At 67.1% G+C, this 26,880-nt stretch carries 21 protein-coding genes; 13 read left to right on the top strand and 8 right to left on the bottom strand.

All coding sequences use genetic code 11. From position 1 onward, the window contains the following. Nucleotides 1-120 precede the first annotated feature (120 nt). Nucleotides 121-549, bottom strand: coding sequence for a DUF2147 domain-containing protein (locus tag SMA01S_RS14290; protein WP_084250308.1), 429 nt, complete (start codon nt 547-549; stop codon nt 121-123). Further along, nucleotides 549-1,403, bottom strand: coding sequence for a metal-dependent hydrolase (locus tag SMA01S_RS14285; protein ID WP_174543152.1), 855 nt, complete (start codon nt 1,401-1,403; stop codon nt 549-551). The genes SMA01S_RS14290 and SMA01S_RS14285 overlap by 1 nt, the downstream gene beginning before the upstream one ends. Before the next feature lie 185 nt (nt 1,404-1,588). On the opposite strand from SMA01S_RS14285, the gene SMA01S_RS14280 reads away from it, so the two are divergent. After that, nucleotides 1,589-2,212 carry a TetR/AcrR family transcriptional regulator gene (locus tag SMA01S_RS14280; RefSeq protein WP_066823534.1) on the top strand — a complete coding sequence of 208 codons (624 nt, stop codon included), beginning with the start codon at nt 1,589-1,591 and terminating at the stop codon, nt 2,210-2,212. 4 nt (nt 2,213-2,216) lie between these two features. Next, nucleotides 2,217-3,173 carry a helix-turn-helix domain-containing protein gene (locus SMA01S_RS14275; protein WP_066823532.1) on the top strand — a complete coding sequence of 319 codons (957 nt, stop codon included), beginning with the start codon at nt 2,217-2,219 and terminating at the stop codon, nt 3,171-3,173. A gap of 340 nt (nt 3,174-3,513) precedes the next feature. Here SMA01S_RS14275 and SMA01S_RS14270 read toward each other — a convergent pair whose 3' ends face one another. Together SMA01S_RS14270 and SMA01S_RS14265 are read right to left on the bottom strand one after the other, a co-directional pair. Further along, nucleotides 3,514-4,842 (bottom strand): sigma-54-dependent transcriptional regulator, encoded by a 1,329-nt coding sequence (locus SMA01S_RS14270; protein ID WP_066823529.1) that lies wholly within the window; start codon nt 4,840-4,842, stop codon nt 3,514-3,516. Beyond that, nucleotides 4,839-6,590 (bottom strand): sensor histidine kinase, encoded by a 1,752-nt coding sequence (locus tag SMA01S_RS14265; RefSeq protein ID WP_066823527.1) that lies wholly within the window; start codon nt 6,588-6,590, stop codon nt 4,839-4,841. The genes SMA01S_RS14270 and SMA01S_RS14265 overlap by 4 nt, the downstream gene beginning before the upstream one ends. Before the next feature lie 230 nt (nt 6,591-6,820). Between SMA01S_RS14265 and SMA01S_RS14260 the strand changes: the two genes are divergently transcribed. From SMA01S_RS14260 to SMA01S_RS14250, 3 genes are read left to right on the top strand one after another with little or no spacing between them, the layout of a single operon-like run. Further along, nucleotides 6,821-8,161: a dicarboxylate/amino acid:cation symporter gene (locus SMA01S_RS14260; protein WP_066823525.1), complete on the top strand. Its 1,341-nt coding sequence runs from the start codon at nt 6,821-6,823 to the stop codon at nt 8,159-8,161. Between the two features lie 20 nt (nt 8,162-8,181). After that, complete coding sequence (locus tag SMA01S_RS14255) at nt 8,182-11,352, top strand: TonB-dependent receptor domain-containing protein (protein ID WP_066823518.1); 3,171 nt, start codon at nt 8,182-8,184, stop codon at nt 11,350-11,352. Nucleotides 11,353-11,354: 2 nt separating this feature from the next. Then, nucleotides 11,355-12,287 (top strand): SGNH/GDSL hydrolase family protein, encoded by a 933-nt coding sequence (locus tag SMA01S_RS14250; protein WP_066823515.1) that lies wholly within the window; start codon nt 11,355-11,357, stop codon nt 12,285-12,287. A gap of 64 nt (nt 12,288-12,351) precedes the next feature. On the opposite strand, the gene SMA01S_RS14245 is transcribed toward SMA01S_RS14250, so the two are convergent. After that, nucleotides 12,352-12,621 carry a hypothetical protein gene (locus tag SMA01S_RS14245; RefSeq protein WP_066823512.1) on the bottom strand — a complete coding sequence of 90 codons (270 nt, stop codon included), beginning with the start codon at nt 12,619-12,621 and terminating at the stop codon, nt 12,352-12,354. A gap of 155 nt (nt 12,622-12,776) precedes the next feature. Here SMA01S_RS14245 and SMA01S_RS14240 point away from each other — a divergent pair, with 155 nt between their 5' ends. From SMA01S_RS14240 to SMA01S_RS14210, 8 genes are all read left to right on the top strand, one after another. Beyond that, complete coding sequence (locus SMA01S_RS14240; protein WP_066823509.1) at nt 12,777-13,487, top strand: response regulator; 711 nt, start codon at nt 12,777-12,779, stop codon at nt 13,485-13,487. Continuing rightward, the gene (locus SMA01S_RS14235) at nt 13,484-14,818 is read left to right on the top strand and encodes an ATP-binding protein (RefSeq protein ID WP_066823506.1); all 1,335 of its coding nucleotides are present in this window, start codon (nt 13,484-13,486) and stop codon (nt 14,816-14,818) included. The genes SMA01S_RS14240 and SMA01S_RS14235 overlap by 4 nt, the downstream gene beginning before the upstream one ends. Before the next feature lie 48 nt (nt 14,819-14,866). Further along, entirely contained in the window at nt 14,867-15,022 is a 156-nt protein-coding gene (locus SMA01S_RS24590) for a hypothetical protein (protein ID WP_157093948.1), read from the top strand. Between the two features lie 61 nt (nt 15,023-15,083). Then, nucleotides 15,084-15,428, top strand: a complete 345-nt coding sequence (locus SMA01S_RS14230; RefSeq protein WP_066823502.1) for a hypothetical protein — start codon at nt 15,084-15,086, stop codon at nt 15,426-15,428. A gap of 38 nt (nt 15,429-15,466) precedes the next feature. Further along, entirely contained in the window at nt 15,467-16,177 is a 711-nt protein-coding gene (locus tag SMA01S_RS14225; RefSeq protein ID WP_066823499.1) for a hypothetical protein, read from the top strand. 121 nt (nt 16,178-16,298) lie between these two features. Beyond that, the gene (locus SMA01S_RS14220) at nt 16,299-16,991 is read left to right on the top strand and encodes a carbonic anhydrase (RefSeq protein ID WP_066823496.1); all 693 of its coding nucleotides are present in this window, start codon (nt 16,299-16,301) and stop codon (nt 16,989-16,991) included. Beyond that, the gene (locus SMA01S_RS14215; protein WP_066823492.1) at nt 16,988-18,496 is read left to right on the top strand and encodes a SulP family inorganic anion transporter; all 1,509 of its coding nucleotides are present in this window, start codon (nt 16,988-16,990) and stop codon (nt 18,494-18,496) included. Before SMA01S_RS14220 ends, SMA01S_RS14215 begins: the two co-directional genes overlap by 4 nt. A 211-nt stretch (nt 18,497-18,707) precedes the next feature. Beyond that, nucleotides 18,708-20,432, top strand: coding sequence for a tetratricopeptide repeat-containing sulfotransferase family protein (locus SMA01S_RS14210; RefSeq protein ID WP_066823489.1), 1,725 nt, complete (start codon nt 18,708-18,710; stop codon nt 20,430-20,432). Here SMA01S_RS14210 and nagE read toward each other — a convergent pair. The 3 genes from nagE to SMA01S_RS14195 are packed head-to-tail and all read right to left on the bottom strand — an operon-like array spanning nt 20,420 to nt 26,867. After that, on the bottom strand, nt 20,420-22,147 hold the full coding sequence (nagE, locus tag SMA01S_RS14205; protein WP_066823486.1) for an N-acetylglucosamine-specific PTS transporter subunit IIBC: 1,728 nt from the start codon (nt 22,145-22,147) through the stop codon (nt 20,420-20,422). The two genes, SMA01S_RS14210 and nagE, sit on opposite strands and share 13 nt — an antisense overlap. Next, the gene (gene ptsP / locus SMA01S_RS14200) at nt 22,144-24,618 is read right to left on the bottom strand and encodes a phosphoenolpyruvate--protein phosphotransferase (protein WP_066823482.1); all 2,475 of its coding nucleotides are present in this window, start codon (nt 24,616-24,618) and stop codon (nt 22,144-22,146) included. Before ptsP ends, nagE begins: the two co-directional genes overlap by 4 nt. Continuing rightward, the gene (locus SMA01S_RS14195; protein WP_066823479.1) at nt 24,615-26,867 is read right to left on the bottom strand and encodes a family 20 glycosylhydrolase; all 2,253 of its coding nucleotides are present in this window, start codon (nt 26,865-26,867) and stop codon (nt 24,615-24,617) included. The genes ptsP and SMA01S_RS14195 overlap by 4 nt, the downstream gene beginning before the upstream one ends. Between the last annotated feature and the right edge of the window lie 13 nt (nt 26,868-26,880).

The raw sequence follows: 26,880 nt of genomic DNA, 5'->3' as shown, positions 1-26,880 counted from the left end.
TTCCGAGCGGTTGAAGCCAAAAAAAGAGGAAAGAAGACCCTCACCTTCCCACCGCTTCGCGGTGGGCCCCTCCCTCTCCCGCACGCGGGAGAGGGAATAAGCAAAAACGCCGCCCAGCCCCTATCTCGCTCGCGTCCAGACCTTGGTGCGGCAGAAGATCGCGACGCAACCCTTGAGCTCGAGCTTGCCGTCGGCGCGCAGCTTCAGATAGCCGGTGGCAGCCCCATCGCCCGTTTCCGGGTCATACACCGGGCCGCCTTTCCATTCGGTCGGCCCACCGGTGAATCCGGCGATCACCACCAACCCCTTGAGCCGGCGCGTCCGCAGCGCAGCGTCGGCATTGTGCACGTCGCGCTGGTCGGGATTGACGCGGAGCGGCGCGGCATCGACGATGCGGCCGCAATAGGCCGCGCCGCAGCGATAGATCTGGACGCGACCGTCCTGGCTACCCGTCGACCATAAACCGGCGATATCGGCCGCTTGTGCTGGCACCGTGAGCCCGCCCAGCATGATGCCCAGCCCCAATCCCCGCAGGATCATTCGCCGCATCACGCCGCCACGGCCCCGCCCGGGGGCGCCAGCGTGGCTAGCGCGCTCGAGACGAGTGCCCGGTCATCGACTTCCCAGGGATGGAAGCCGGGACGAAAATAGCCGATCATGCTGACCAGCACGACGCGCATCATGCCGGGGCGCCGATAGAGATAGCCGAGCAGGCGAAGCCAGGTCCGCCAGTCGTTTTTGCCGTCCTGCGCCAACAGTTCCGCGGTGTTGCGGAACAGCACATAATGCAGCCGTGCACTCGCCGTCGCCATCACGACCGAGCGCAACAGCCAGCGCCGGACGCGTGGCATATCGCGCGTCGCATGGTTCCACGTGTCATAGGCTACCGCCTTGTGCTCGATCTCCTCGATGGCATGCCAGCGCCACATGTTGCGCGCCTCCGGGTCGGCGGGCCCGAGATGCTCGGGATTCGCCAGCGCGGCATGCGCCATCGCCGCCGTGAAATGTTCGAGCGCGCACGTCGCGGCAAGCTGCACGATCGGCGGCCGGCGGCGCGCCCAGGCGATGGTCCGGGCGGCACGATCCTCGCCCGGCTGGATGTCGTATCCAGCGTCGCGCGCCTGGCGGTTGAAGAAGACGTGTTCGCGCGAATGCGTCGATTCCTGGTACATGAAATCGTCGATCTGGCTGCGCAGCGGCTCCGCCGTATCATCGCGATAGGGGCGGATCGCGGTCATGAAGAACTTCTCGCCGACCGGAAAGGTCGAGGACAGCGCGTTGTAGAACGCGGTGCGGCCGGGGTCGCCGCCATGCCACCAGCGCCGCGTGCTTTCGCCGCGGCCGAATTTCCAGTCCCTCTTGTTGATCGCCAGTTCGGACGGCGTTTGGGTCCGGCGAGCCATCTGGATCTCCATTGCGAATCAAATTTACATTGATGTAAATATCATGGGTTTCGGCCTACGCAAATAGGGGCTCGCCGGATAAGGATTCGGGACTTTTTGTGTCGCAGGGGATGACGAAACCACGAATATATCTACAAGCATGTCGATATAGGCTGGAACGGCCGGCAGCGGAGCGACGAAGAGAGATGGCCAAGAGCGAACCGGCCGGAGACCCACCGGAGCGAGTCCGCCGCCGCAAGCGGCTGGGCGACGAGGCGCGTGAAGAAGGGCTGATAGCGGCGCGCAGGCTGCTGCTCGACGGCGGGCCAGCCGCGGTGACGCTCGCCAATGTCGGTCGCGAGATCGGCATGTCGCATGCCAATGTGCTGCATCATTTCGGCTCGGCGGCGGGGCTGCAATCGGCGCTGATGGGATCGATGATCCGCGACCTCACCGCCGCGCTCGACGACGCGGTCGCGGCACTGAGCAGCGACAGCGCGGCGCCGCGCGCGCTGGTCAATCGGGTGTTCGACGCCTTCGACCAGGGGGGCGCCGGACAACTCGCCGCATGGATCGCGATGTCGCGCGATTTCGGCCATCTCGAACCGATCCGCGAGGCGGTCCGGTCGCTGGTCGTCGCCTTCCGCGACAAGTTCGTCGACGAGGATGCCGATGCCCGTGTCCGCGCCGCGGTATTGCTGATCGCGGTCTGCGCATTCGGCGACGCGGTGATCGGCCCGCAGTTGCGCGATATGCTCGGTCAGGGCGACGACGAGTTGCGTACCATCACCGCCAAGCTGATCCCGATGTTCCTGATTTCGCCGTTCTGACCCGATGCGATCGACCCCGCGCCTCAGGCTCCGGCACTTTACGACGACTCCGGGCGCCACCAGCCATGCCGCCTGGGTCGAAAGACCCTGGCCCAGTATCGGCGCGCTCTATCGCACGACGCCGCGCGAGCCGTTCGCCGCGAGCGCGGTGTCGCTCCTGCTTGGTGACGTCATCGTCCACCGCGCCGATTTCACCGCGCAACACTGGGTTCGCGACGCCGATCTGATCGCGGCAAACGATCCCGGGACGTTGAACGTCGCGATCACGCTGGCAGGGCGTGCGGCGGGGGTAATGGGCGATCGTCCGTTCCGCACCGGTCCGGGCAGTGTGCATTTCGTCGACCTGTCGCAGACCTCGCGGCACGATTCGAGCGCGAGCCGGACGATATTGCTGGCTGTTTCCCGGCGGCTCGCGATCGACAGCGGGCTCGACGTCGCCGCCTTGCATGGCGTCGTCGTGCGCTCCGCCGCCGGTGCCGCATTGATCGCCTATCTCGAGCGCCTGCTGCAGACGGTCGATTCCTATTGCGAGGAGGACGCGCCGCTATTGTCGCGCGCCATCCTCGATCTGCTCGTCCTGACCGAACGCACCGCGGAACCCGAAAGCGCGCAGGCGGTACGCCGCGCCGCTGCGGCCCAGGCTGCGCGCACGCTGATCGACGCCCATCTCGGCTCGGGGAATCTGACCGTCACGCACTTGTGCCGCGACCTCGACCTCTCGCGCACCAGCCTGCATCGCCTGTTCGACGACGACGGCGGGGTTCGGGCCTATATCCGCAACCGCCGCCTGGAAGCGGTCCATCATGCATTGACCCGGCCGGGCAGCGACGACGCGATCCAGGACTTGGCCGATCGTTTTGGCTTCAGCGACGCCGCTCACCTCTCGCGCGCGTTCCGCGCCCGCTACGGGATCTCACCCAGCGTCTACCGGCGGCAGTTGATGGGCCTTGCGCCGATGTGATCCCGTTTCGCTTGCGGAACACCCGTTCAATCGGATCGACCTTCGGCGACGCTGGTTTGCACCACCGTGGCGATTCGTCGCGCTGAAGAGCAAAAGATCTTAGCGATTTGCCTGACCGGTCCTGCGAGATCGGATCGCGGAAGATAGTAAACGGCAGTTTCTGAAACACTGGTTCAAGTCGATGGTCCCCGCGTTCAACGGCGGAGGTGCGATTCTGCGCTAAGCATCCGCTCGGTGGCGCTGCAACCAGGGGACCGCTGGCCGATCCGAAAGGATAGGGCCGCGCTCCAGGCATTCCGGGGGGATGTGTCGGCGCCACCGCACCCAGACCGAACCGGCGTCAGTCGCCCCGGCGATAGGCGCCAGGCACGATCCCGTATTTCGCCATCTTGTCGTACAGCGTCTTTCGCGGCAGCCCGAGCGCGGCGAGCACCGGGGGGATCCGCCCGCGGCTCGCTTCCAGCGCGGCACGTATCTCACCCGCTTCATAATCGGCGACGCGTTCGGGCAGGGACCGAATGGCGGCCCGCCCGGCCAGGCTCTCGCCGGCTACCCCCATCACCGCCTCGACCGCGAAATTACGCAGCTCGCGCACATTGCCGGGCCAGTCATGGTGGCGCAGCCGGCCGCGCGTCGCCGCATCCATCCGCCAGTCGGGCTGGCCGAATTGTTCGGCGGCATCGCTGGCGAACAAGGCGAACAGCGCCAGCACGTCATCGCCACGTTCGCGCAAGGGAGGCACGCGAATGCGCGCGGTGCTCAACCGATAGAGCAGGTCGGCACGGAACTGCCCGGCCTTCACCGCTTCCGCCAGATCGATCTTGCTGGTCGCAACGACGCGCAGGTCGACCGACTCGGGCCGCTCGGCACCGATCGGATGGACTTCGCGTTCCTCGAGCACGCGCAGCAGCCGTGCCTGCATCGCCATCGGCATGCTGTCGATCTCGTCGAGCAGCAACGTGCCGCCGCTCGACGCTGCGATCTGGCCGACGCGCGACAGCCGGGTATGCGCCACGCTGTCCGAGGCGTGGCCGAACAGCTCGATCTCGGCGAGCCCTTCGGGTAGCGCGCCGCAATTGACCGCCATCAGCGGCCGCGCGCGCCGCCGTCCCCAGCGATGCAGCAACGTGGCAACCAGTTCCTTGCCGGTCCCGGTCTCGCCTTCGACCAGCACGTCGATATCGGCTTCGGCGAGTTGGCGCACAATATGGCGCAACCGCTGCATCGCCGGGCTGTCGCCGATCAGCGGATCGTCGGCGGGCTGCTCGGCGAGCGAGCGCAGCCGGCGATTGTCCATCACCAGCGCGCGATGGTCGAGCGAGCGGCGGACCGCGGCGACCAGATGATCTGTCGCGAACGGCTTGGTCAGGAAATCGGCGGCGCCATCGCGCATCGCCCCGACCGCCATCGCGATGTCGCCATGCCCCGTGATCAGGATGACCGGAATCTCGCGATCTATCGCGCCGACTGCCGCCAGCAACGCCAGGCCGTCCATGTGCGGCATGCGGATATCGCTGACGATCGCCCCCTGGAAATCACGCGTGATCGTGGCAACGGCGTGATCGCCGCGCGCGAACGGCAGCACCTCGATCCCGGCGAGCTCGAGCGCTTGTCCCGTCGCCAGCCGCAATGCGTCGTCATCCTCGACGAAGATCACCGGACCGGTCATGCGGTCTTCAATCGCGCGATGAAGGTGGCGCCCGTGGGACCAGGACGGTGCGTGATGTCGCCACCGAATTCGCGCGCGATGTCGCGCGCGATCGCCAGCCCCAGCCCCAGGCCTTCGGGCTTGGCCGACGCGAACGGCGTGAACAGACTCGCCGCGATCGCCGGATCGAGACCCGGGCCGTTGTCGGCAACAGTCAGTTCGATCGAGCCGTCGGCCAGCCCGGCGGTCAGCGTCACGCGGCCATCGGGACGCCCATCGACTGCCTCGATCGCGTTCTGCACCAGGTTGATGACGACCTGTTCGAGGCGAGTGCGATCACCGACCAATGGCGTAACGAGGAGCCTCGCATCGATCTCGACTCGCACCACGCCCCGTGCGCGTTCGCCGAGCAGCAGCAGCGTGCCGTCGAGCACCGAGCCGAGAGGTGCGGTGCCGCCCGCGCCCGCACGGCGCCGCGCAAAGGCCCGCAATTCGCCGGTGATCGTGCCGATCCGCGCGGTCAGATCGACGATCCGCGCCAGATTCTCGCGCGCTTTTTCGGGCGCATCGCGATCGATCAGCGTCGTCCCATTTTCGGCAAAGGTACGGATCGCTGCGACCGGCTGGTTGATTTCGTGGGCGACTCCCGCGGTGATCTGACCCAGGGAAGCGAGCCGGTTGGCCTGCGCCAGTTCCTCGCGCGATTCGCGATAGCGGCGGTCGGCTTCGATCCGCTCTTCGGACTCGATCACCAGCCGCGCATTGGCGTCGCTCAGTTCGGCGGTGCGGCGCTTGACCTCATCTTCCAGAGCAGCGCGCGCACGTGCCTGCATCCGCCGCGTCTCTGCCGAGCGGATCAACAATCCAGCGGCGACCGCAAAGATCAGCAGCAGCCCCAGCCCGAGCAGCAGCGCCTGGCTGCGCGCCGCCGCCAGCGGCGGGTCGAGCGGCGACAAATGGTATAACCGTCCGCCGCCGAGCGGCGCCGGTTCGGTCGCGACGCGATAGCGCGTCTTGCCGCCGACCAGCGCGCCGGCGCCATCGAACGCGATCGGCGCGGGCGCCGGCGGCGCGTTGCCGAATTGCAGCGTTCGTCGCAGGTCGGCGATCGTCGCCGTGTCGATCGGCCGGATCGCATGGAAGCGCCAGTCGGGCACGTCCGTCACCAGGATGACGCCGTGCGCGTCGACGACGAAGCTCATGCCGGTATTGCGCGTCCATGCCGTCTCGACGCCGTCGAATTCGACCTTCACCACCACCACGCCGAGCGCTCGGCCATCGCGATCGACCCGCCGGGCCAGATACAGTCCGGGCCGGCCGCTGACCGTTCCCAGCGCGAAGAATTCGGACGCGCCCTTCGCCATCGCATCACGGAAATAGGGGCGGAAGCCGTAATTCTGGCCGACAAAGCTGGCCGGGCTGTTCCAATTGCTCGCCGCGCGCGTCATTCCGCTCGCATCGACGACATAGATCGCCGCTGCGTCGGTGCGCTGGACAAGTTGCTCGAGCGTGCGGTCGAGCCGCGGCTGCGCTGCGTCGCTGCGGTCCGCCAGGGTCGCCGCCACATCCGGATATTCGACCAGTACCAGCGGCAATAGACGGAATTTCTGGAGCTCGCTCGACAGCAAAGCGACGTGCGTGCGCGCGGTCTGGCGCGCTGTGGCGTCGGCCGCCGCCTCGCCTTGCGCCAGCGACCAGCGCGCACCCGCCCAGACCAGCAGGGCGGTGGTCGCCAGCAGGACCAACCCGATCAGCCAGATCCTGCGCAAGGCCGCACGGACCGAAAGGGCGGAAACCCGCACTATCGCGTCAAGAATGTGCGGAAACCCACACAGTTCATTGCCGCAAGACGCCTATCGGAAATCAGAACTACCATGTTTTTCAGCCTGTTAGCCGGTCGCGCCAAGCCGCTGGCCTGCCCTACTCCTAGCTGCAAGAATGCACGACCAAGGCCTGGTGACAAGGGCCAGGCGGCTGCCGCCGCGCGCAGAGAGGAAGAATGATCGCTCACTCCATCGAGGCCCCGGCCGCGCCGGCACGCAAGCCTTTCTATCGCCACCTCTATGCGCAGGTGCTCGCCGCGATCGTGCTGGGCGCGGTGCTCGGCCATTTCTGGCCGGCCGGTGGCGAAGCGCTCAAGCCGCTCGGCGACGGGTTCATCAAATTGGTCAAGATGATCATCGCGCCGGTCATCTTCCTGACCGTGGTCGGCGGCATCGCCGGGATGCGCGAGCTCGGCTCGGTCGGCCGCGTCGCCGTGAAGGCATTCGGCTATTTCCTGGTCTTCTCGACGCTCGCGTTGATCGTCGGGCTGATCGTCGCCAATGTCGTTCAGCCGGGCGCGGGGATGAACGTCGACCCGGCGACACTCGATGCCAAGGCGGTCGCGGGGTACGCGCACGACGCGCACGAGACCAGCGTCACCGGCTTCCTGATGGCGATCATCCCGACCACCATGGTCTCGGCGCTGACCGACGGGTCGATCCTCCAGACCCTGTTCGTCGCGATCCTGTTCGGCATTTCACTGTCGCTGGTCGGCCGCCCTGCCGAACCCGTGCTCGAGCTGGTCGAACGGCTCGGTCTCGTCGTGTTCAAGCTGACCGGAATCCTGATGAAGGCCGCCCCGATCGGCGCGTTCGGCGCGATCGCCTTCACGATCGGCAAATATGGCGTCGGCAGCCTGGTCAATCTCGGCGCTTTGGTCGCGACCTTCTATCTGACGTCGTTGCTGTTCGTCCTGGTCGTGCTCGGCGCGGTCGCCCGCGCGCACGGTTTTTCGATCTTCAAGCTGCTCGGCTATCTCAAGGCCGAATTGCTGCTGGTGCTCGGTACCTCGTCATCCGAGGCAGCGCTTCCCAACCTGATCGCCAAGCTGGAGGCCGCCGGCTGCGATCGCGGCGTGGTCGGGCTGGTCGTGCCGACCGGCTATTCGTTCAACCTCGACGGCACCAACATCTACATGACCTTGGCAGCGTTGTTCATCGCGCAGGCGACAGGCGTGCATCTGTCGCTCGGCGATCAATTGCTGCTGATGGCGGTCGCGATGCTGAGTTCGAAGGGCGCCGCCGGCGTCACCGGCGCCGGCTTCGTCACGCTCGCCGCCACCTTGTCGATCGTGCCGTCGGTGCCGGTCGCCGGCATGGCGCTGATCCTGGGCGTCGATCGCTTCATGAGCGAGTGCCGCAGCCTCACCAATTTCATCGGCAACGCGGTCGCCGCGATCGTCGTCGCGCGCTGGGAGGGCAAGCTCGACCGCGCCGCGCTCGACCGCGCGCTCAACCAACGCCCACTCATCGAAGAGAATCTCGAAGCGGCCGTCGAGCCGCAGATCATCGCATAACAAAAAACGGGGAGAGTGACATGAACCGATCGATCAGGCTGCGCGCCTTGGCAGCCGGCACCGCACTGGCGGCGCTGACCGCGGCGAGCCCGGTGTTCGCGCAAGATGCGCCCGCCACGGCACCGCAAGACCAATCCCAGACTCCGGGCACGCCGCAGGACAATGTCCCCGGCCTCACCGACTCGCAAAGCAATGACAGCCAGGCGAGCGGCCAGTCCGGATCCGAGAAGGACATCATCGTCGTCGGCACGCAGATCCGGGGCGCGAAGACCACCGCCGCCTTGCCGGTCACGGTGATCGGCAGCGATCAGATCGACGCGATGGGCGCGGCGTCGGGCGACGATCTGTTCCGCTCGATCCCGCAAGCCGGCGACGTCACGTTCAACGAAGGCAACAATCCGCAGACCAGCAACGCAGCGCGCGGCGACGTCAATTCGATCAACCTGCGCAACCTCGGTATCGGCTATACGCTCGTCCTGCTCAACGGCCGCCGCCTTGTCTCGCACCCGACCAGCCAGGCGGGCGAAGGCAATGTGCCGGTGCTCGGCTATAACGCCAATTCGCTGCCCGTAGCGGGGCTCGAGCGTGTCGAGATCCTGCGCGATGGCGCTGCCGCCATCTATGGCTCGGACGCGGTCGCCGGCGTGGTCAACACGGTGACCAAGACCGACCTCAACGGCGGCAGCTTCGATTTCCGTTACGGCGGCCCCGAAGGCACGAGCCGCCGCGACTATGAAGTGACGGGCACCTACGGCAAGAATTTCGGCGGTGGCCGCGGCAACGTATCGCTCTATCTCGACTACACGCGGCACACCGCGCAGCTCGCCTCGGATCAACCCTATACGGCAACCGACAACCTGCTCTCGCTGTTCGCGGATAATCCCGCGTTCGCCGGCAATCTGACCGCGGACGGCCGCGCCACCCAGTCGCCATGGGCGAACCTCGCCGTGGTCGGCGGCCCCGGCACGATCCGCATGAGCCCGGGCAACAAGGCGGTGACATCCTCGGCCGGCGCCTTCCACACCCAGTCGGTGCTCAACCCAGGCTGTGTGTTCGTGCTCAGCGCCGACACCTGCCTCGGCACTGGCAGCCGCGCGACCGCGACGACCTTGCGCTCGGAGCGGTTCGACACGCGGCCGGGGACCACCGTCACCCCGTCGCTCAACCGCTACAACAGCTTCCTGACCGCGCATTACGACGTGTCGGACCGCGTTACCCTCTATACCGAGCTCGGTTATTACCGCGCCGATACGCAGCGCATCCAGCCGCCGACGATCAACCTCAATTCGATCACCGTTCCGGCGTCCAATTACTGGAACCCGTTCGGCCCGGTGAAATTCGCCAACGGCCAGACCAACCCCAACCGCATTCCCGGTCTGACCAACGTCCCAGCCGCCGGCCTACCGGTGACCTTGAGCACCTATCGCTTCCTCGATGCCGGGTATCAGGTGGTCAACACGGTCAACTGGCAGGATCGTTTCCTGATCGGCGCCAAGGGCAAGATCGGCAGCTTCGATTTCGATACCGGCCTGCTCTATTCGGAAGCGCAGGCGACCGACAATTCGAACGCGATCGACATGACCAAGCTGCAGAAGAATTTGGCCCTGTCGACGCCCGATGCCTATAATCCGTTCAGTGGAGGCTGCGCGGCCTCGCCGAGCCTGGGCGACTGCTCGCCGGCCAGCCAGTCGACGATCGACCAGTTCAAGGTCAATCTGCGCCGTCGGTCCAAGACCACGCTGGGCCTGGCCGACTTCAAACTGTCCAAACCGAACCTGATCAACCTGCCTGCGGGTGGGCTCGGCATCGCGCTCGGGATCGAAGGCCGACGCGAGACGCAGCGCGACGATCGCGACCCCAACCTCAACGGTACCGTGACCTTCACCGATTCGGTGACCGGCGCGACCAACCTGTCGAACATCGCCGCGGTCAGTCCGACGTTCAGCACCCATGGCGACCGCACCGTGTTCTCGGCGTTCGGCGAACTCGCCGTGCCCGTCATCTCGCCCGACATGAAGGTGCCGCTGATCCGCCGCCTCGATGTCCAGCTCGCCGCCCGCTACGAACATTATAGCGACTTCGGATCGGTGGCGAAGCCCAAGATCGCCGCCGCCTGGGACCTGATCGACGGCATCCGCCTGCGGGGATCCTATTCGAAGGGCTTCCGTGCGCCGAACCTGGAACAGACCAACGCGCTCGCTTTCTCGCGGCTCAATACCAACGGCGCCGCCTCGACCGATTATTATCGCTGCGAAGCGGATGTTCGCGCCGGTCGCCTTGCCGCCAACAACTTCCCCGGCTGCACGCGGACGATCGGCTATTCGATCTCGGTCAGTGGCAATCCCGACCTCAAGCCCGAGAACAGCACCAACTGGACCGCGGGCGTCGTGCTCGAACCCAAGTTCATCCCGAGCGAATACGGCAAGCTGACCTTCACCGCGGACTATTGGTCGATCAAGCAGACCGGAATCGTCGGCCAGTTCGGGGCGCAGAACGCGCTGGTGCTCGATTACCTGTTGCGCCTGCAGGGATCGAGCAATCCCAATGTGATCCGCGCCACGCCGACCAGCGACGATACGCCGGTCTTTACCGGGACCGGGCTTGCCCCGGCAGGCGCGGTCACCTTGATCAAGGATCAGTTCGTCAACCTGCTGCCGCAGACGGTGCGCGGCTACGACCTGACCATGCTCTATACGGTCAGGACCGGCTTCGGGCGCTTCAACCTCAACGTCAACGTCGCGCGGCTGACCAAATATAGCCGCCAGACGCCACCCGCGGTGCAGGCGCTGTTCGACGCGCGCGCCGCCGGCACGATCAATCCCGCGACGCCGCTGACCGACGCGAGGAGCCTGCTTCAGGTCAACGGCAAGCCCAAATGGCGCTGGTCGGGGTCGCTGACCTGGACATTGGGCGGGTTCCAGCTGGGCGGTTATGCCAATTATATCGGCACGGTGTACGACACCAACTTCCTCGACGGTGCAGGCAATCCGTTCGTCGTCGACGGCCAGACCCAGTTCAACCTCTACGCACAATACCGCTTCCGGAAAGGCCCGATGGACGGGACCAGCTTCCGGATCGGCGCGCGCAACATCTTCGACAAGCAGCCGCCGGTCACGGAGTCGGGCTATCTCGGCTCGCTCTACGTGCCCTATGGCCGCTATTGGTACATGCAGATCGGGAAGAAGTTCTGACGATGAAGCGACTGATTGCCCTAACTTGCTCTGCGCTAGGTCTCGCTCTTTCCACCGCCGCCGCGGTTCCGGCGGCGGCGCAGGTGGCACCCCCGCCACCGGCGCCGACCGTCGCGCGCCCGACGGCGACGGTCACCCGACCGCGCTCGATCCTGTTCATCGGCAATAGCTTCACCCAGGGCGCGCATTCGGCGGTCAAGCGCTATCGCAACAACACGATCACCGACCTGAACGGCGACGGCTATGGCGGCGTGCCGGCATTGTTCAAATTGTTCGCCGCCGAATCGGGTCTCAATTACGCGGTGGCGCTGGAGACCGACGGCGGCAAGACGCTCGGCTTCCACTGGAACCAGCGCCGTCAGCTGGTCGATCGGCAATGGGACGTGGTCGTCCTCCAGGAGCTGAGCACGCTCGACCGCGAACGTCCCGGCGATGCGACCGATTACCGCACCTATGCGCCTCAATTCGCCGCGATGTTCGCGCGCAACAATCCGCGCGTCGACATTTACTTGATGGCGACCTGGAGCCGCGCGGATCTGGTCTATCAGCCGGGCAGCCCCTGGTCGGGCAAGCCGATCACGGCGATGGCGCAGGATCTGCGCCGTGCGGCCGACGGGGTGCGGGCGCTGTCGCCTGCGTTCCGCGGCGTCCTGCCGGTGGGCGAAGCCTGGAACCGCGCGATCGCGAGCGGAATCGCCGACCCGGACCCCTATAACGGCGTCGCGTTCGGCCAGGTCGATCTGTGGACCTACGACCATTACCATGCCAGCATCTTCGGCTATTATCTGGAGGCTTTGGTCGTGTTCGGTCGCGTCACCGGACTAGACCCGACCCGGCTGGGCGCCAATGAGCGCGCGGCCGACGACCTCGGCATCGACCCTCGGGTCGCCGTGCAGCTGCAACAAGTCGCCAAGGCGCAATTGGCGCAACCCTGAGGGAACGACAGCCTCCGCCTCAACCGTCGCCCCGCTTATGCGGAGATGACGGCGAGTATGCGGGTCAGCGCGCGATCGCGGCGTCCGCCGTCGTGGGAGCCGGCGCCTTCGCCACGTCCACGACGCAGGCCTTCTTCGCCGGCATCGCGGTCTTGCCCGACTGGTGATGCCCAGCGCTGGTGGTGCACGCCGCACGATCGCGCATGCGGTAGGTGGCCGCGGGCGTCTTGCCGGAGGGATGCCAGACGACATCGTGCGTCTCATGGAGCGATTGCGCGGCGGCGGGCAGCGGCAGGGCGAGCGCGGCGGCCACGGCGATCAGGACGGATTTCACAATTGGACTCCTTTTGAAGAGCCCGCTTCCTGCCATTCGGCCCGTCGCGCCGCCTTGCCGCTCCGTAACAAAACATTGCCGCCCCGGGGCGGCAACCTTGAGGGCGGAGCGCTGCGCGACTAGGTCCACCGCATGACACCGATCGAGGCCGTCCGATGACCGCCCCCAATATCGTCCTGGTCGAGGACGACCCGCCGCTCCGCACGCTCACGACCCGGGCACTGCAGGAGAATGGCTACAATGTCCGGCCCGCTGCGACCGCGCCCGAAATGTGGCGCGCGTTCGAACAGGGGCCGGTCGATCTCGTCCTGCTCGACATCATGTTGCCCGGGACCAGCGGGATCGATTTATGCCGCGAGCTTCGCCGCACCAGCGACGTGCCGATCATCTTCATCTCGGCCAAAGGCAGCGAGACCGATCGCGTCGTGGGGCTCGAACTCGGCGCCGACGATTATCTCGCCAAGCCGTTCGGCACGCGCGAACTGGTCGCCCGCATCCGCGCGGTGCTGCGCCGCCATGCGGTCGAGCGCGGCCCCGCCGATCGCGAGAAGGGCGAGCTCAGTTTCGAGGGTTGGACGGTCAACCTGCCGCGCCGCGAATTGCTGTCGCCGACCGGTGCCGCAGTCGAGCTGACCGGCGCCGAGTTCGATCTGCTCGTCGCCTTGTGCGACAATGCCCAGCGCGTGATCGCGCGCGAACGGCTGATCGAGCTGTCGCGCACCCGGCTCGGCGACAGTTCGGACCGCAGCGTCGACGTGCTGATCAGCCGGTTGCGTCGCAAATTGTCGAGCGCGGGCAAGCCCGCCCCGATCATCACCGTGCGCGGCGTCGGCTATATGCTCAACGTCGCAGTCGAGCGGCGTTGACGCGCCTGCCCCACCTTACCTTGGGGCTGATCGGCCGTGTCTTCGCGATCCTGCTGCTCGCGGTGCTGGTCGAATATGGCGCGAGCACGTTCCTGTACGAGCGCGCCAGCCAATTCTCGGTGCGTCAGGACGAAGCGCACCGGCTCGCCGAACATCTCGTCATCGCCAGCAAGCTGATCGAGGAAGCGCCGCTCGGCGAGCGCAATACGATGGCGTCCGAGCTCACCACCTCGCGCTATGCGGTCGCGTGGCGTGCGGTCCTGCCCAAATCGCCCGCGGTCGCACCATCGCTCGACAAATTGACCGAGCAAGTGCTCGACTGGGAGCCCGATCTCGATGGGCGTGATCTCCGCCTCAGCCTGACTTCCCCGGGCCGTGACGGCTTCATCACCGGCGCGTTCCGGCTCGACGATGCCAGCTGGGTCACCTTTCGCACGCGCCAGCCGGTGCGCGCGCTCGACATGGCAGTCAGCCGCATCCTGCTCGCGCTGACTCCGGCGGTCGCGCTGATCCTGATCGGCGGATTGCTGGTGCGCCAGATGCTGCGCCCGATGCGCGATCTCGCCCGCGCCGCCGACCGCGTCGGCCATGGCGAAGTCGAAGCGGTGCCCGAGCGCGGCCCGAGCGAAGTGCGCGACGTGATCGTCGCGTTCAACGCAATGCAGGCGCGCATCCACACATTGATCGCCGATCGCACCCAGGCGCTCGCCGCGGTCGGCCACGACTTCCGCACGCCGCTCGCTCGCCTCCATTTGCGCGCCGACGCGATCGACGAAGACGAGCTGCGCAACGCGATCCAGCATGACGTGGTCGAGATGGACCAGATGGTCGCGTCGCTGCTCGCCTATTTGTCCGGAGAGGACGAAGCCGACGGGGAGGCGCCGAGCGCGACCGATCTTGCGGTGATGTGCGCGACCCTTGCCGACGATGTCGTCGATCGCGGCGGCAAGGCGAAATATCACGGCCCCGATCATTGCGAACTGATCGTCCGCCGCGTCGCGCTGAAGCGTGCGGTCACCAACCTGGTCGACAATGCGCTTCACTATGGAGCGCGCGTCGACATTCGGCTCGATGCGACCCCCGATCGCGTGACGATCGCGGTCGAGGACGACGGACCCGGCATCGCCCCCGAGGACCGCGCCCGCGCGCTCGAACCGTTCGTCCGCCTCGACGCCGCGCGCGGCCGCGATACGCAGGGGTTCGGCCTCGGCCTCGCGATCGTCCAGCGAGCGGTAGCGGCGCATGGCGGCGAGTTTGCGCTCGGCGATGCGCCATCGGGTGGGCTCAGCGCGCGGATCACGCTGCCGCGCGAGGCGGCGATCGCCGCATAGCGCGCCCGGCGGACTGCCAAGCCGCCGACGAAAATGATATGATCGGCCATGGACCCCGCGCCGATCAAGAAATCCGTGCTGATGAGCACGTATATCGGGATCATCCTGGCGCCGTTTACCTTGGGGTTCATCATCGCCGCCAGCCTCGCGGCCGGGCCGGCGGAGGTGTTCAAGGCGTTGCGCGGCAAAAAACGTGACGGTTGAATCCGACCGATGATATTCGTGCGATCAGATCATTGAGCGGAGCCGGCGCCAGGGAGGGCGATTGAGCGACATTTCGATCCGGTTAGACGGCCTGTTGCTCGGGCTCGTCATTGTCGCGGGCGGCGGGATATTCATCGTTGCCGCGCTCCTCTCGACGCTGCGGGCATTGCTGAAAAAGCCGGCGGACAAGCGTTCATGGACAATCACGTCCCATAGCCTGTGGCTGGTCCTGGCCCACGCCGTCGCGCTGGTGCTGCTGGCCGCTTATACCGACAGCCAGGTCAGTGCGCCGACCGGCCCGGACTGGATCGACTGGCTGGCGGTGCCGTGGCTTTGTTTCATCCTGGCGGGGCTAGTCCTGCTCCTTCGTCGGCTACGGCGCGACAACCGGCCGGACGCCACCTGAATCTGTACCATCGCCGCAAAGGCGCCTACCATCCCCTGATGGGGTTCATCACCCGCCACCGATCATCTCGCGTCGCGATCGCCGCGCTGGCCGGTCTGTCACTGTTCGCCGTCGCGATCCCCTCTTCCGGCGTAGCCGGGCAAACCGCGCAGCCGGGCGCCTCGCAATTGGTCGGCATCTATGACGGCCACCAGATGGAAATGGCGGTCGGCCTGGAGCTCAAGGCTGACGGGCGGTTCGACTATGGATTGTCTTATGGCGCGCTGGATGAGAGCGCGAGCGGCACGTGGAGCGTGGATGGCGACCGCGTGCTCCTGACGAGCGATCCGGTCACGGCGCCGAGATTCACGCTGCTCGATCAGCGACCGGCATCCGACGCGAAGATGCATCTCGTGCTCGATTTGCCCAAGGGCTGGACGAGGCAGTATTTCGATGCCGAAATCGGCCTCGCCGACGGCCGCTTCGTCGGGGGCCAATTGTCCGACGACAGCGACGTGATTTCGCTGGCATCCGGCGACCGCCCGGTGTCGTTGCGCCTGGCATTGGGCGTATACGAACTGCGCAGCGACGCCTTCCGTCTCGACGGCACAACGGCATCGACTGTCCACGTCCGGTTCGAGCCGAACGACCTCGGCAAGGTCGCCTTCGCGAAAACGCCGTTGCGCATCGACGGCGGCAAGCTGCTGTTCGAACGCTATGGCCGGTCGATCGTTTTTCAACGGGTTAGCGACAGCTCCAAGATGAAGTGATCGCGGCGACGGACCAACACGGAAACCGCCTCCCCGGCAACATTTCCTTACGTCCGCGCTGCACTGCGGCAAATTCGAGGCCCTAGCTCTTCCCGGCAACCAGCCAAGAGGAGCATCTGCCGTGAACGATCTGATCGGACGCGTCTTCGATTTCGAAAAACGCGTTTTTCCCAGCAACGACCTCTATGCCAAGCTCGCGGTGGACGGGCAGAGCCCCAAGGCGTTGATCATCTCCTGCGCCGACAGCCGCGTCGTGCCCGAACTGATCATGCAGGCCGAGCCCGGCGACCTGTTCGTCTGCCGCAATGCGGGCAACATCGTGCCGCCGTTCGCGACGCAAAATGGCGGCGTGTCGTCGACCGTCGAATATGCCGTGCTCGCGCTCGGCGTCCGCGACATCATCGTCTGCGGCCATTCCGACTGCGGCGCGATGAAAGCGCTGATGAACCCGGAAATGCTCGAGGGCATGCCCAATGTCGCCGCTTGGCTGCGCCACAGCCATGCCGCCGAATGCGTCGTGCGCGCCGGCTACGGCCCGCTCGAGAAGGGCGAGAAGGTTCGTGCCGCCAGCCTCGAGAACGTCGTCGTCCAGCTCGCCCATCTGCGTACCCATCCGTCGGTCGCGGCCGGCATCGCACGCGGCGAGATCTCGCTGCACGGCTGGTTCGTCGACATCCATCAGGGCGTGATGCTCGGCCTTGACGGCGAGACCGGCCGCTTCGTGCCGATCCGCGACGATCGCCCGTTGCCGGTGGCGCTCGCCGCCGCTCAACGCCTGGCGATGGGCGAGGAATATGCGGAGGCCGCCGAATGAGCACGGCCAAGCCGGCGGGCGGTTTTCTCGCCCGCGACTTCACCGCCTCGATCGTCGTTTTCCTGGTCGCGATGCCCCTTTGCATGGGCATCGCGATCGCGTCCGGCGTGCCCCCCGAAAAGGGCCTGATCACCGGCATCATCGGCGGCATCGTCGTCGGTGCGCTGGCGGGCTCCCCCCTCCAGGTCAGCGGCCCCGCCGCCGGCCTGGCGGTCATCGTGTTCGAATTGATCCGTGATCAGGGCCTGACCGCGCTGGGCCCGATCCTGATCCTGGCCGGCCTGATCCAGGTCGTCGCCGGCATCTTCAAGCTCGGCGGCTGGTTCCGTGCGATCTCGCCCGCCGTGGTCCACGGCATGCTCGCCGGCATCGGCGTGCTGATCGTGGTCGGCCAGTTCCACGTGCTGTTCGACGCCAAGCCGATGTCGAGCGGACTCGACAATCTCGCCGCGATGCCGGGCCGCCTGCTCGGCCTCGACCCGAGCAACGCGACCGCGACCGAACTCGCGCTCGTCATCGCGCTGCTGACGATCGGCGTGATGATCGCCTGGGAGAAATTCCGCCCGGCGCCGCTGCGACTGGTGCCGGGCGCTTTGCTCGGCGTGGTCGCCGGTACGTTGGTCGCCTTCCTGTTCGGCCTCGATGTCACCCGCGTCAACGTCCCGGAATCGATCGCCGCCGCCGTGGCCATGCCCGATGCGTCGATCTTCGCGAAGTGGCTCGACCCGTCGGTCCTGGTCGCGGCGCTCGCCATCGCCTTCATCGCCAGCGCCGAGACGTTGTTGTCGGCCGCCGCGGTCGACAAGATGCATGACGGCGTGCGCACCGACTATAACAAGGAATTGCGCGCGCAGGGCATCGGCAACCTGTTATGTGGCGCCGCCGGCGCCTTGCCGATGACCGGCGTGATCGTGCGCAGCTCGGCCAACGTCCAGGCGGGTGCGGCCACGCGGCTGTCCGCGATCCTGCACGGCGTCTGGATCCTGGGCTTCGTCGCGTTGCTGCCCTGGCTGCTGCGCGAAATCCCGATGGCGACGCTCGGCGCGGTGCTGGTCGTCACCGGCTGGAAGCTGGTCAATGTCAGTCATGTCCGCGAGCTGTTCCGCCATCACGGCGTCTTGCCCGCGGTGATCTGGGCGGCGACCCTGGTGATCGTCGTCGCCGAGGATCTGTTGACCGGCGTGCTGGTCGGCATCGCTTTGTCGCTGATCGAGGTGATCCCGCACGTGAAGCGCCTGAAGCTCGGGGTCGATCATCACGAAGTGGACGAGCATGCCGCGATCAGCCTGTCGGGCACCGCGACCTTCGTCCAGTTGCCGCGATTGAGCGATGCGCTGGACAGGGCGCCCAGCGACAAGCCGGTGACGATCGACGTCCGCGGCCTGGCGGCGGTCGACCACAGTTGCGCGGAACTGTTCCGCGAGTGGCTGGCGCGGCGGCGCGCGAGCGGGGCCCGTGTCACCCTGCTCGGCGCCGACGGGCGGCTCGCTCGCCTGGCGGCATAAGGTTGGTCAGCAACCTTATGTTACGATCGGGATATGCGGCGCCGACCTCCCGCCGCTATGCCGGTCGTACCGGAACCGCCCGCCCCTAGCTTCCCTTTGCATCGCAAGGGCGGGCGGTTCCGGCCTCCAGATCGTTTGCCGGCGGTCGACCCGAATATCCTAGAGTCCAGAGCCGATCCTCCCTTTTACATCGGCTTCCTTAGAGCGGGGCATGGCGTTATCCGACGCCATGCCCCCTTTTTCTTCCGCCAGCGATCTGATCGCCCGCGCCCGCGCCGCGTTTCAGTCCGGGCGCCATGTAGAGGCGGAAATGCTGGCGACCGAAGCGCGGTCGCAGGATCGGGCATCGCTCGATGCGATCGAGATCCTCGCTTTGGTTCATCGCGCGCGCGGCGACGCGGGCGGTGCCGAACGCCTGTTGCGCGAAGCGATCGCGATCGATTCCCGCCCGCGCTGGCCACATGACGACCTTGCCATGATGCTGTTCGACAGCGGACGGGTCGTCGAGGCGGAGGCGGCCTGCCACGCCGCGATCGCCGCGGACCCCGGCAACCCGCAACCCGAAATGATGCTCGGCAATATCCTGTCCGAACGCGAGGAACTGGTTGCCGGCGCCGCCCATCTGCGCCGCGCGATCGCGCTGGCCGGCGAACATCCGCAATTGCTCGCCAATCTCGGGCGGAATCTGCAGCGGCAAGGCGCGCTTTCGGATGCCGAACCGCTGCTGCGCCGCGCAATTGCGGGGATGCCCGACGCGCTGCCGCCGCTCGCCTGGCTGGCCGAGTTGCTCGAACAGGCCCGGCGGTTCGACGAGGCGTCGGCGATGCTCGACCGCGCCGAGCGGCTGGCGCGGGCGCAGGGCAGCGACGTCACCTTGCAGCGCGCGGCGTTGCTGGCGCGCACCGAGGATTGGGGCGACGGGCTGGCGTTACTCGACGCCGAGCCCAGCCTATCCGGAGCCGCCCTGCTCCAGCGGGGGCGTCTGCGCGACCGCGCGGGCCGCCACGCTGAGGCTTGGCGCGACTTCGCCGACGGCAAGGCCGCGCTTTCCGCGGCGTCAGGCCGCCGCTATGCGCGCGCCGAAGTCGAGCGCCTGGCCGGCGACCTGACCGCATTCTTCGCGCCCGACCGCTTCGCCACGCTGCCGCCCGCGCCGATCCGCCATGATGTGCCGCAACCGATCTTCATCATCGGCTTCCCGCGTTCAGGCACGACGCTGACCGAACAAGTGCTGACAAGCCATTCGCAAATCCGCGCCGGCGGCGAATTGCCGTTCGTCGTCGAGATTGCCGAGATTGCTGCCCTGCGTACCGGTGGCGCCTTCCCCGCGCATCCCGACCGGCTGGCGGCCGACGCCCGATCGACCCTCGCGACCGACCTGCGCGACCATTATCTCGCTCGGGCCGAAGCGTTCGGGCTGCTCGCGACCGGAACGTCGTTCTTTACCGACAAGATGCCGCTCAACGAACTGTATCTGCCACTGCTACGGCTCGCTTTCCCCGCCGCGCCATTGATCGCCGTCGAGCGCCATCCGCTCGACGTGATGGTCTCGGCCATGAGCCACGATTTCACCCATGGCTTCAATTGCGGCTATCGGCTCGAGGATGCCGCGCGCCATTATGCGCTGATCGACACGCTGATGGCCGAGTGGCGCAGACTGCCGGGGATTGCACCGCACCAACTCCGCTACGAAAATTTCGTCGCCGCGCAGCTGGGTGAAACTGAAGCGTTGATGGCGCATATCGGTCTGCCGATGGAGCCTGCCCAACTCGCTTTCCACGAAAGCCGGCGCTTCGCCCCGACCCCGAGCTATGCCCAGGTCCAGGATCCCCTCAACGATCGTTCGATCGGGCGCTGGCGGCATTATGCGCGCGAACTCGAGCCCGCCCGCGCCATCCTGGCCGAGACGACCGCCCGGAACGGCTACGCCGCCTGAAGTCCGGCCGCGACCGACGCGGCATCGGCGCCCAAAATCAGTTGCAGCGCATTGGCCGACGGCCGCGCGATCATCCGCACGCCGAGCTGCCGCAGCGCCGCCTCATCGACGCGCGCCGGATCGGCGAGGTCGACCCACAAGCGACTCGATGCGGCGCCGGACGCGGCAACGTTATCGCGTCCGCCCAAGGCGGCGAGCCACGGCGCCGGATCGGCCGCCGCCACGGTCGGACGGTTCTCGGCCACAGGCATAGCAGGCGACAGCGGCCCGGCCGCCGCACGCATTTCCATCGCCACCGAATCGGCGATCGGACCCAGCACCACTTGCAGTCCCTGCGCGCTCGGCCGGATGAAGCCCCTGGCCCCAAGCTTCTTGAGCCGCGCCTCGCTGACCTTGCCCTGATCGTTGACCACCAGCCGGAGCCGTGTAGTGCACGCATCGATGCTGGCGAGATTGCCCGCCCCGCCCAATGCCTCGACGAACGCCAGCCCACGTTCGGCCGGTAGCGGGGCCGCCCCTTCCTCCTCCGCCTCCTCGGGCTCGCGACCCGGCGTCTTCAAGTCGAACTTCACGATCGCCCAGCGGAAGGTGCCGTAATAGATCGCGAAATAGGCCAGCCCGACCGGGAGCAGCAGCAACGGTCGCGTCGATTTGGAGAAATTGAGCACATAATCGAAGAACCCGGCCGAAAAGCCGAAGCCGAGATGCACGCCCAGAATGTGCATCAGCGCCATCGCCACGCCGGTCAGAATCGTGTGCATGAAGTAGAGCAAGGGCGCGAGGAACATGAAGGTGAACTCGATCGGCTCAGTCACCCCGGTCAGGAAGGCGGTCAGCGCCATCGAGGTCAGCATGCCGCCCACCGCCTGACGCCGCTCGGGCAAGGCGGAACGGTACATCGCCAGGCACGCCGCCGGCAGGCCGAACATCATCACCGGGAAGAATCCCGACATGAATCCGCCCGCGCTCGGGTCGCCGGCGAAGAAGCGATTGAGGTCGCCGGTCTTGCCGTGGAAATCGCCGATGATGAACCAGGCGACGTTGTTGAGCACATGGTGCAGACCAGTGACGATCAGTAGTCGGTTGAGCACACCATAGACGAACAGGCCAATCGTCCCCGACTGGACGACGCCATAGCTGAGCCCATCCACCCCAGCGTCGATCGGCGCGAAGCCGAACCCGACCAACGCCGCGAGCGCCAGCCCGGCGAACCCCGCCAGGATTGGGACGAAGCGTCGGCCGCCGAAGAAGGACAGGTAATCGGGCAGTCTGATGGTCGAATAGCGATTGTAGAACGCTCCCGCGATCAGCCCCGAGGCGATCCCGATTGGCACCGCCAGCTTGGAGATCGCCTTGTCGCGCCACGCGGCGTCGGCAAGTGCGGCGATATCCTTGCCCATATTGGCGCCGAGATTAGCAGTCGCCTCTGGTGGCACGTGAAGCAAGGTCATCGCCCCGCGCGTCGCGACCAGGAAACAGACCAGACCGGCCAACCCCGCCGCGCCATTATTGTCCTTGGCGATGCCGACCCCGATGCCGAGTGCGAACAGCAGGCCGAGATTGTCGAAGATCGCCCCGCCCGCCGCCGCGACGAACGGGATGTCGAGCAGATCGGGCTGACCCAAACGGAGCAGCAACCCCGCGATCGGCAGCACCGCGATCGGCAGCATCAGCGCGCGGCCGAGCGGCTGGAGCGATTGCAGCGAGAGCTTCATTGGCCTTGCTCCGACAGAGAAGAGACGAGCGCGCGCACCGCAGCGGCATCCGGCGCGGTAAGCGCCCGCGCAGCGACCGCGCGGCATTTCGACAAATCGAGCGTGCGGACCAACGCCTTGGTCTCGGCAACCGTCGCGCCCGGCACCGACAATTCGGTCACGCCCATGCCGATCAGCAACGGCACGGCTTCGGGATCGGCGGCGAGCCCGCCGCACACTCCGGTCCAGCGTCCATGCGCCGCGCCACCGCGCACGGTCTCGTCGATCAGCCGCAGCACAGCAGGGTGCAGCCCGTCGAGCCCTGCGGCGACCGCCGGATTGGTGCGGTCGCGGGCGAGCGCATATTGCGAGAGGTCATTGCTGCCGATCGAGAAGAAGTTGGCCTCGGCCGCCAGTGCCGCGGCGGTCAATGCCGCCGCAGGGGTCTCGACCATGATGCCGAGTTCGGGAGTCGCCACGCCAAGATCGCCCGCATGCTTCGACAGCGCCTCTCGCGCCGCGACCAGTTCGGCGCGATCGGCGACCATCGGCAGCATCAGTCTGAGAGGCGCCTGCGTCTCGACCCTCAACAGCGCACGCAACTGCGCATCGAGCAGATCGCGCCACGCGAGCTGGAGGCGGATGCCACGCAAACCCAGCGCCGGATTCTCCTCGGCTGCGATCGTCAGATAGGGCGCCGGCTTGTCCGCCCCGATATCGAGCGTACGCACGATCAGCGGCCGGTCGCCCAGCGCGTCGGCGATTGCCTGATAGGCGGCGCGTTGCTCCTCCTCGTCGGGAGGCGTGCCGCGGTCGAGGAACAGGAATTCGGTGCGCAGCAGGCCGCAGCCCTCGGCGCCTTCCGCCACGGCGGCGCGCGCATCGGCGGCCGAGCCGAGATTGACGAATATCTCGATCCGCGCGCCGTCGGTCGTGACCGCAGGCTGGTCGGCATGCGCCAGCGCCGCTTGTCGCCGCGCCTGCCGCGTCTCGATCCGCGCGCGCACCGCCGCCACGTCCGCCGCATCGGGCGCGATACGAAGCGCACCGTCCTCGATCACCAATTCGGTACCGGGTTCGACTTGTGCCAGCGCATCGCCGAGCGACACCAGCATGGGCAGCCCCATCCCCGCCGCGATGATCGCGACATGCGAGGTCGTCCCCCCGCGGGCGGTCGCGATCCCGGCAAGCCCGGCCTCGCCCAACGCCATCAATTGCGACGGATAGAGCTCGTCGGCGATCAGGATTGCGCCGGGCGGTGGTGGCGCCTGATCGGGCGCGCCATGGATCGCGAGTACGACGCGGCGCCCGAGATCGTTGAAATCGTCTATCCGCTCGGCAAAGCGCGCGTCGCCCGCGCCGCGCAACTGGTCGACATAGAAGCCGACCGCTTGCCGCCACGCGAACCCCGCACTCTTGCCCGCCGCAATCGTCGCATCCGCCGCGATCGCCAGTTCGGGATCGTCGAGCAAGGCGAGATGCGCCGCCGCGATGCCCGCGCGATCGCCCTCGCCCGCGGCGTCCGCCGACAGCTCGGTGCGCACGCTATCCTTCGCTACCATCAGCGCCGCGCGCTCGGCCTCGATACCCGAGCCGATCTCGGGAATATCGGCTACCGGGTCGATCGGACGAAAGGCCGGCCCGATCGCCGTTCCCGACACCGCGGTAACGCCCTTAAGAACCGAGGGCAGTCCGGCAACGGGAACGCTCGGCGCCGGTTCGGCAGGACCGCCGACCGGCTTTAGCTCGCCCATCCCAGTCGCGAGTAAATCGGCGACCGCCGCAACGCCGTTGCTATCGCTGCCACGCACCGTGATCGCGGCGCCATGCGGTAGCGCGAGCGCCAGCATCGCCACCGCGCTGCGTGCGGAGGCCACACGCCCCGACGGTGCCAAGATTTCAATTGTTCCGGCATGGCTCGCCGCCAGCTGCGCGATCCGCGCCGCCGGTCGCGCGTGCAACCCGTGCTCGAGCGGCAGGTTGAGCGTGCGGCTGGCTGTCGGCGCGGCCTGCTCGGTCGTGGTAACCGCACCGCCCAGCGCCCGGAAGCACATCACCCGCTCACCGGCAGCGACCGCGCGGTCGCTCACCGGGTCCTCGACCGCGAACGCCTCTCCGTTGGTGACGATGATCGGCGTGATCAGGCTCTTCGCCGTCCGGGCCAGCCGATCGAGGTCGAATTCGACCAGCAGGTCGCCCGCCGCCACGCGCTGGCCGTCGACCACTTTGGATGCGAACCCCTCGCCGCCCAGTCCGACCGTCTCCAGCCCGATATGCATCAGCAATACCGGACCGGCATCGAGTTGCAGCGTTACCGCATGCCCCGCCGGGTGCACCGACAGCACCACGCCCGCGCCCGGGGCGACCAGCCGTCCCTCGACCGGATCGATCGCGATGCCGTCGCCCAGCATCTTCTCGGCGAACACCGGATCGGGCACGTCGGCTAACCGCGTCGCCCAGCCCGCCAGCGGGCTCGCGATGGTCAGGCTCATTTCGCCGGGTCCAGCGTCAGCCGGTCGAGCATCCACAGGGGATCGGGTGCGGTCTGGGTAAAAGTCATGCACAGATCGTGGCGTCCTTGTTGCGGCGGCAGCGACCCCGAGATCGTGCTGACGCCGGAATTGCGTGTCGCGGCGCCGAGCGGGATGCTCGCGATCACCGGACCGTCGCAGCCGTCGAGCCTGACCTCGAGCTCGCCAGTCGGGGTGCGCGGCTTGTCGAACACTACTTTGGCGAGATCAGCGCCGATCGAGAAGTTGAACGGCACTTGGCCGACTTCGGCCGAGAGCGACGCGATGCCGTCGAGCGGGGCGCGCTTCCAGATCCAGCAAGGATGGAAGATGTCGCCCCAATGCACCCGGCGCACGCCGTCGGTCGCGCCGTCATCCTCGAGCCGCAGCGACACGGCAGCAGTGCACAAGTCCATCTCGGTCGCGGTGCGCGTCCGCAACAGGGCGCCGGTCAGCGTCCAGTCGCGCCCGATGCCGAGTGGATCGTCGCCGGCAAAGGCACGCGCGCGCAGCCGGGTCCCTTCCGGCAAGGTCAGCGCGTCGTCATAGACCGGCGACGCCGCCGTCGGCGCGCTGCCGTCGGTAGTATAGCGGAGCACGCCGACATCGGCCTGCTGGCGCAGCTTCACGGTCACTTTGCCGCCGCCGCCATCGACACTCGCCAGCGGTTCGAGCGGAGTCATATTGTACCCCAGCCCCAGCCGCCGATAGCGTGCGAACTCCGCCGGCAACCGCGCCGCGAACCCCTTCCAGTCGCGCTTCGCCGCGGGCGTCCAGCCGAGTTCGGCAAGCGCCGCCGCGCGCGGCCACAGCATGCGGTCGGCATAAGCGGTCGTGCGGACATGCTCGGTCCACAGATTGACCTGCACCCCGAGCAGATGCCGGCGTTCGTCCGCGCTCAACACGGCGGGCAGCGGATCGAACGTATAGATATGCTTCCAGTCCATCACCCCACCACGCCCCGGCGGCTCATCGCCGGAATCGCTCTGGATATGATCGAGGTAGAAATCGGGCGACGGCGACAGGATCGCGTCATGCCCGGCCTTGGCCGCGGTGATCGCACCGTCGACGCCATGCCACGACATCACCGTCGCCGAGGGCGGCACCTTCCCTTCCAATATCTCATCCCAGCCGACCAGCCGCCGGCCGTGTTTCTGGAGATGGGCGCCGATCCGCGCCATGAACCAGCCCTGGAGCTGCTCCTCGTCCTTCAGCCCCAGCGCCTTGATCCGCGCCTGCATGCGCGGATCGGCTTTCCACTGGTCCTTGACCGCCTCGTCGCCGCCGACATGGACGTAGCGCGACGGAAACAGCTCGAGCACTTCGTCGAGCACGTTGGTCAGGAAAGTGAAGGTCGCGTCGTCGGTGTTGTACAGATTGTACATCACCCCCCAGTCGGAACTCGGCGCCTTGGGCGGGGTCGCGGTCGAGCCGAGCTCGGGATAGGCGGCGATCGCCGCGGTGGCATGCCCCGGCATGTCGATCTCGGGCACGATCGTGACGTGGCGCGCCTCGGCGTAAGCGACGATCTCGCGGATCTCCGCCTTGGTGTAGAAGCCGCCATAGCGCACTTTTTGCCCCGTCTTCGGGTCGACGCCAGCCGCGCCCGCCGGCTGGCGCCACGCGCCCACCGCGGTCAGGCGCGGATATTTGTCGATCTGGATCCGCCATCCCTGATCGTCGGTCAGATGCCATTGCAAGACGTTGAGCTTCTCCATCGCCAGGCGATCGATCAGCTGTTTGACATAGGCCGGCGGCTGGAAGTGCCTCGCGGAATCGAGCATCACGCCGCGCCAGGTGAAAGCGGGCGCGTCGTCGATCGTCACCGCGCCGATCCGGCCGTCGGCCGACGCGGCGATCAGCTGCCACAAGGTGGTCGCGCCATAATACAACCCGGTGTCGCTCGACGCCGATACCGTGACGCCAGCCGGCGTCACGCGCAGGCGATAGGCCTCTTCACCCTTGATCGCCGGATCGCGCCGGAACCGGATCGCGCCACCCTTCGCCAATACAAGCTTCGGCCCGCCGGTGCGCGCAACGAGTTCGGCCAGCCGTCGCGCGGCGGCCGCACCGCCGGCATCGTCGGCGGCGATCGTCGCGCGGACAAAAGAAAAGCTGCCGGCCTGTGACGTCACCGTCGCAGGCATCGGCAGCAGGGGGAGGTTGGGTGACGCCCATGCCGCCGCCGGCATGCTCGAGATCATGACGGCGGCGAACAGGGTGGTGCGCATCGGGTAATCCTAT

It is taken from the genome of Sphingomonas mali NBRC 15500 (assembly GCF_001598415.1).
Taxonomy (GTDB): Bacteria; Pseudomonadota; Alphaproteobacteria; order Sphingomonadales; family Sphingomonadaceae; genus Sphingomonas; species Sphingomonas mali.
The sequence above is the reverse complement of the archived record's forward strand: the minus strand, read 5'-3'. Positions and strand labels throughout refer to the sequence as shown.

Excerpts from the sequence above, each read along its gene's own strand:
- SMA01S_RS14275 (WP_066823532.1), top strand. The coding sequence starts at position 2,217 with ATGCGATCGACCCCGCGCCTCAGGCTCCGGCACTTTACGACGACTCCG.
- SMA01S_RS14215 (WP_066823492.1), top strand. The coding sequence starts at position 16,988 with ATGAGCACGGCCAAGCCGGCGGGCGGTTTTCTCGCCCGCGACTTCACC.
- SMA01S_RS14260 (WP_066823525.1), top strand. The coding sequence starts at position 6,821 with ATGATCGCTCACTCCATCGAGGCCCCGGCCGCGCCGGCACGCAAGCCT.
- SMA01S_RS14225 (WP_066823499.1), top strand. The coding sequence starts at position 15,467 with ATGGGGTTCATCACCCGCCACCGATCATCTCGCGTCGCGATCGCCGCG.
- SMA01S_RS14285 (WP_174543152.1), bottom strand. The coding sequence starts at position 1,403 with ATGGCTCGCCGGACCCAAACGCCGTCCGAACTGGCGATCAACAAGAGG.
- SMA01S_RS14210 (WP_066823489.1), top strand. The coding sequence starts at position 18,708 with ATGGCGTTATCCGACGCCATGCCCCCTTTTTCTTCCGCCAGCGATCTG.
- nagE (WP_066823486.1), bottom strand. The coding sequence starts at position 22,147 with ATGAAGCTCTCGCTGCAATCGCTCCAGCCGCTCGGCCGCGCGCTGATG.
- SMA01S_RS24590 (WP_157093948.1), top strand. The coding sequence starts at position 14,867 with ATGGACCCCGCGCCGATCAAGAAATCCGTGCTGATGAGCACGTATATC.
- SMA01S_RS14240 (WP_066823509.1), top strand. The coding sequence starts at position 12,777 with ATGACCGCCCCCAATATCGTCCTGGTCGAGGACGACCCGCCGCTCCGC.
- ptsP (WP_066823482.1), bottom strand. The coding sequence starts at position 24,618 with ATGAGCCTGACCATCGCGAGCCCGCTGGCGGGCTGGGCGACGCGGTTA.
- SMA01S_RS14195 (WP_066823479.1), bottom strand. The coding sequence starts at position 26,867 with ATGCGCACCACCCTGTTCGCCGCCGTCATGATCTCGAGCATGCCGGCG.
- SMA01S_RS14290 (WP_084250308.1), bottom strand. The coding sequence starts at position 549 with ATGCGGCGAATGATCCTGCGGGGATTGGGGCTGGGCATCATGCTGGGC.
- SMA01S_RS14255 (WP_066823518.1), top strand. The coding sequence starts at position 8,182 with ATGAACCGATCGATCAGGCTGCGCGCCTTGGCAGCCGGCACCGCACTG.
- SMA01S_RS14280 (WP_066823534.1), top strand. The coding sequence starts at position 1,589 with ATGGCCAAGAGCGAACCGGCCGGAGACCCACCGGAGCGAGTCCGCCGC.
- SMA01S_RS14270 (WP_066823529.1), bottom strand. The coding sequence starts at position 4,842 with ATGACCGGTCCGGTGATCTTCGTCGAGGATGACGACGCATTGCGGCTG.
- SMA01S_RS14250 (WP_066823515.1), top strand. The coding sequence starts at position 11,355 with ATGAAGCGACTGATTGCCCTAACTTGCTCTGCGCTAGGTCTCGCTCTT.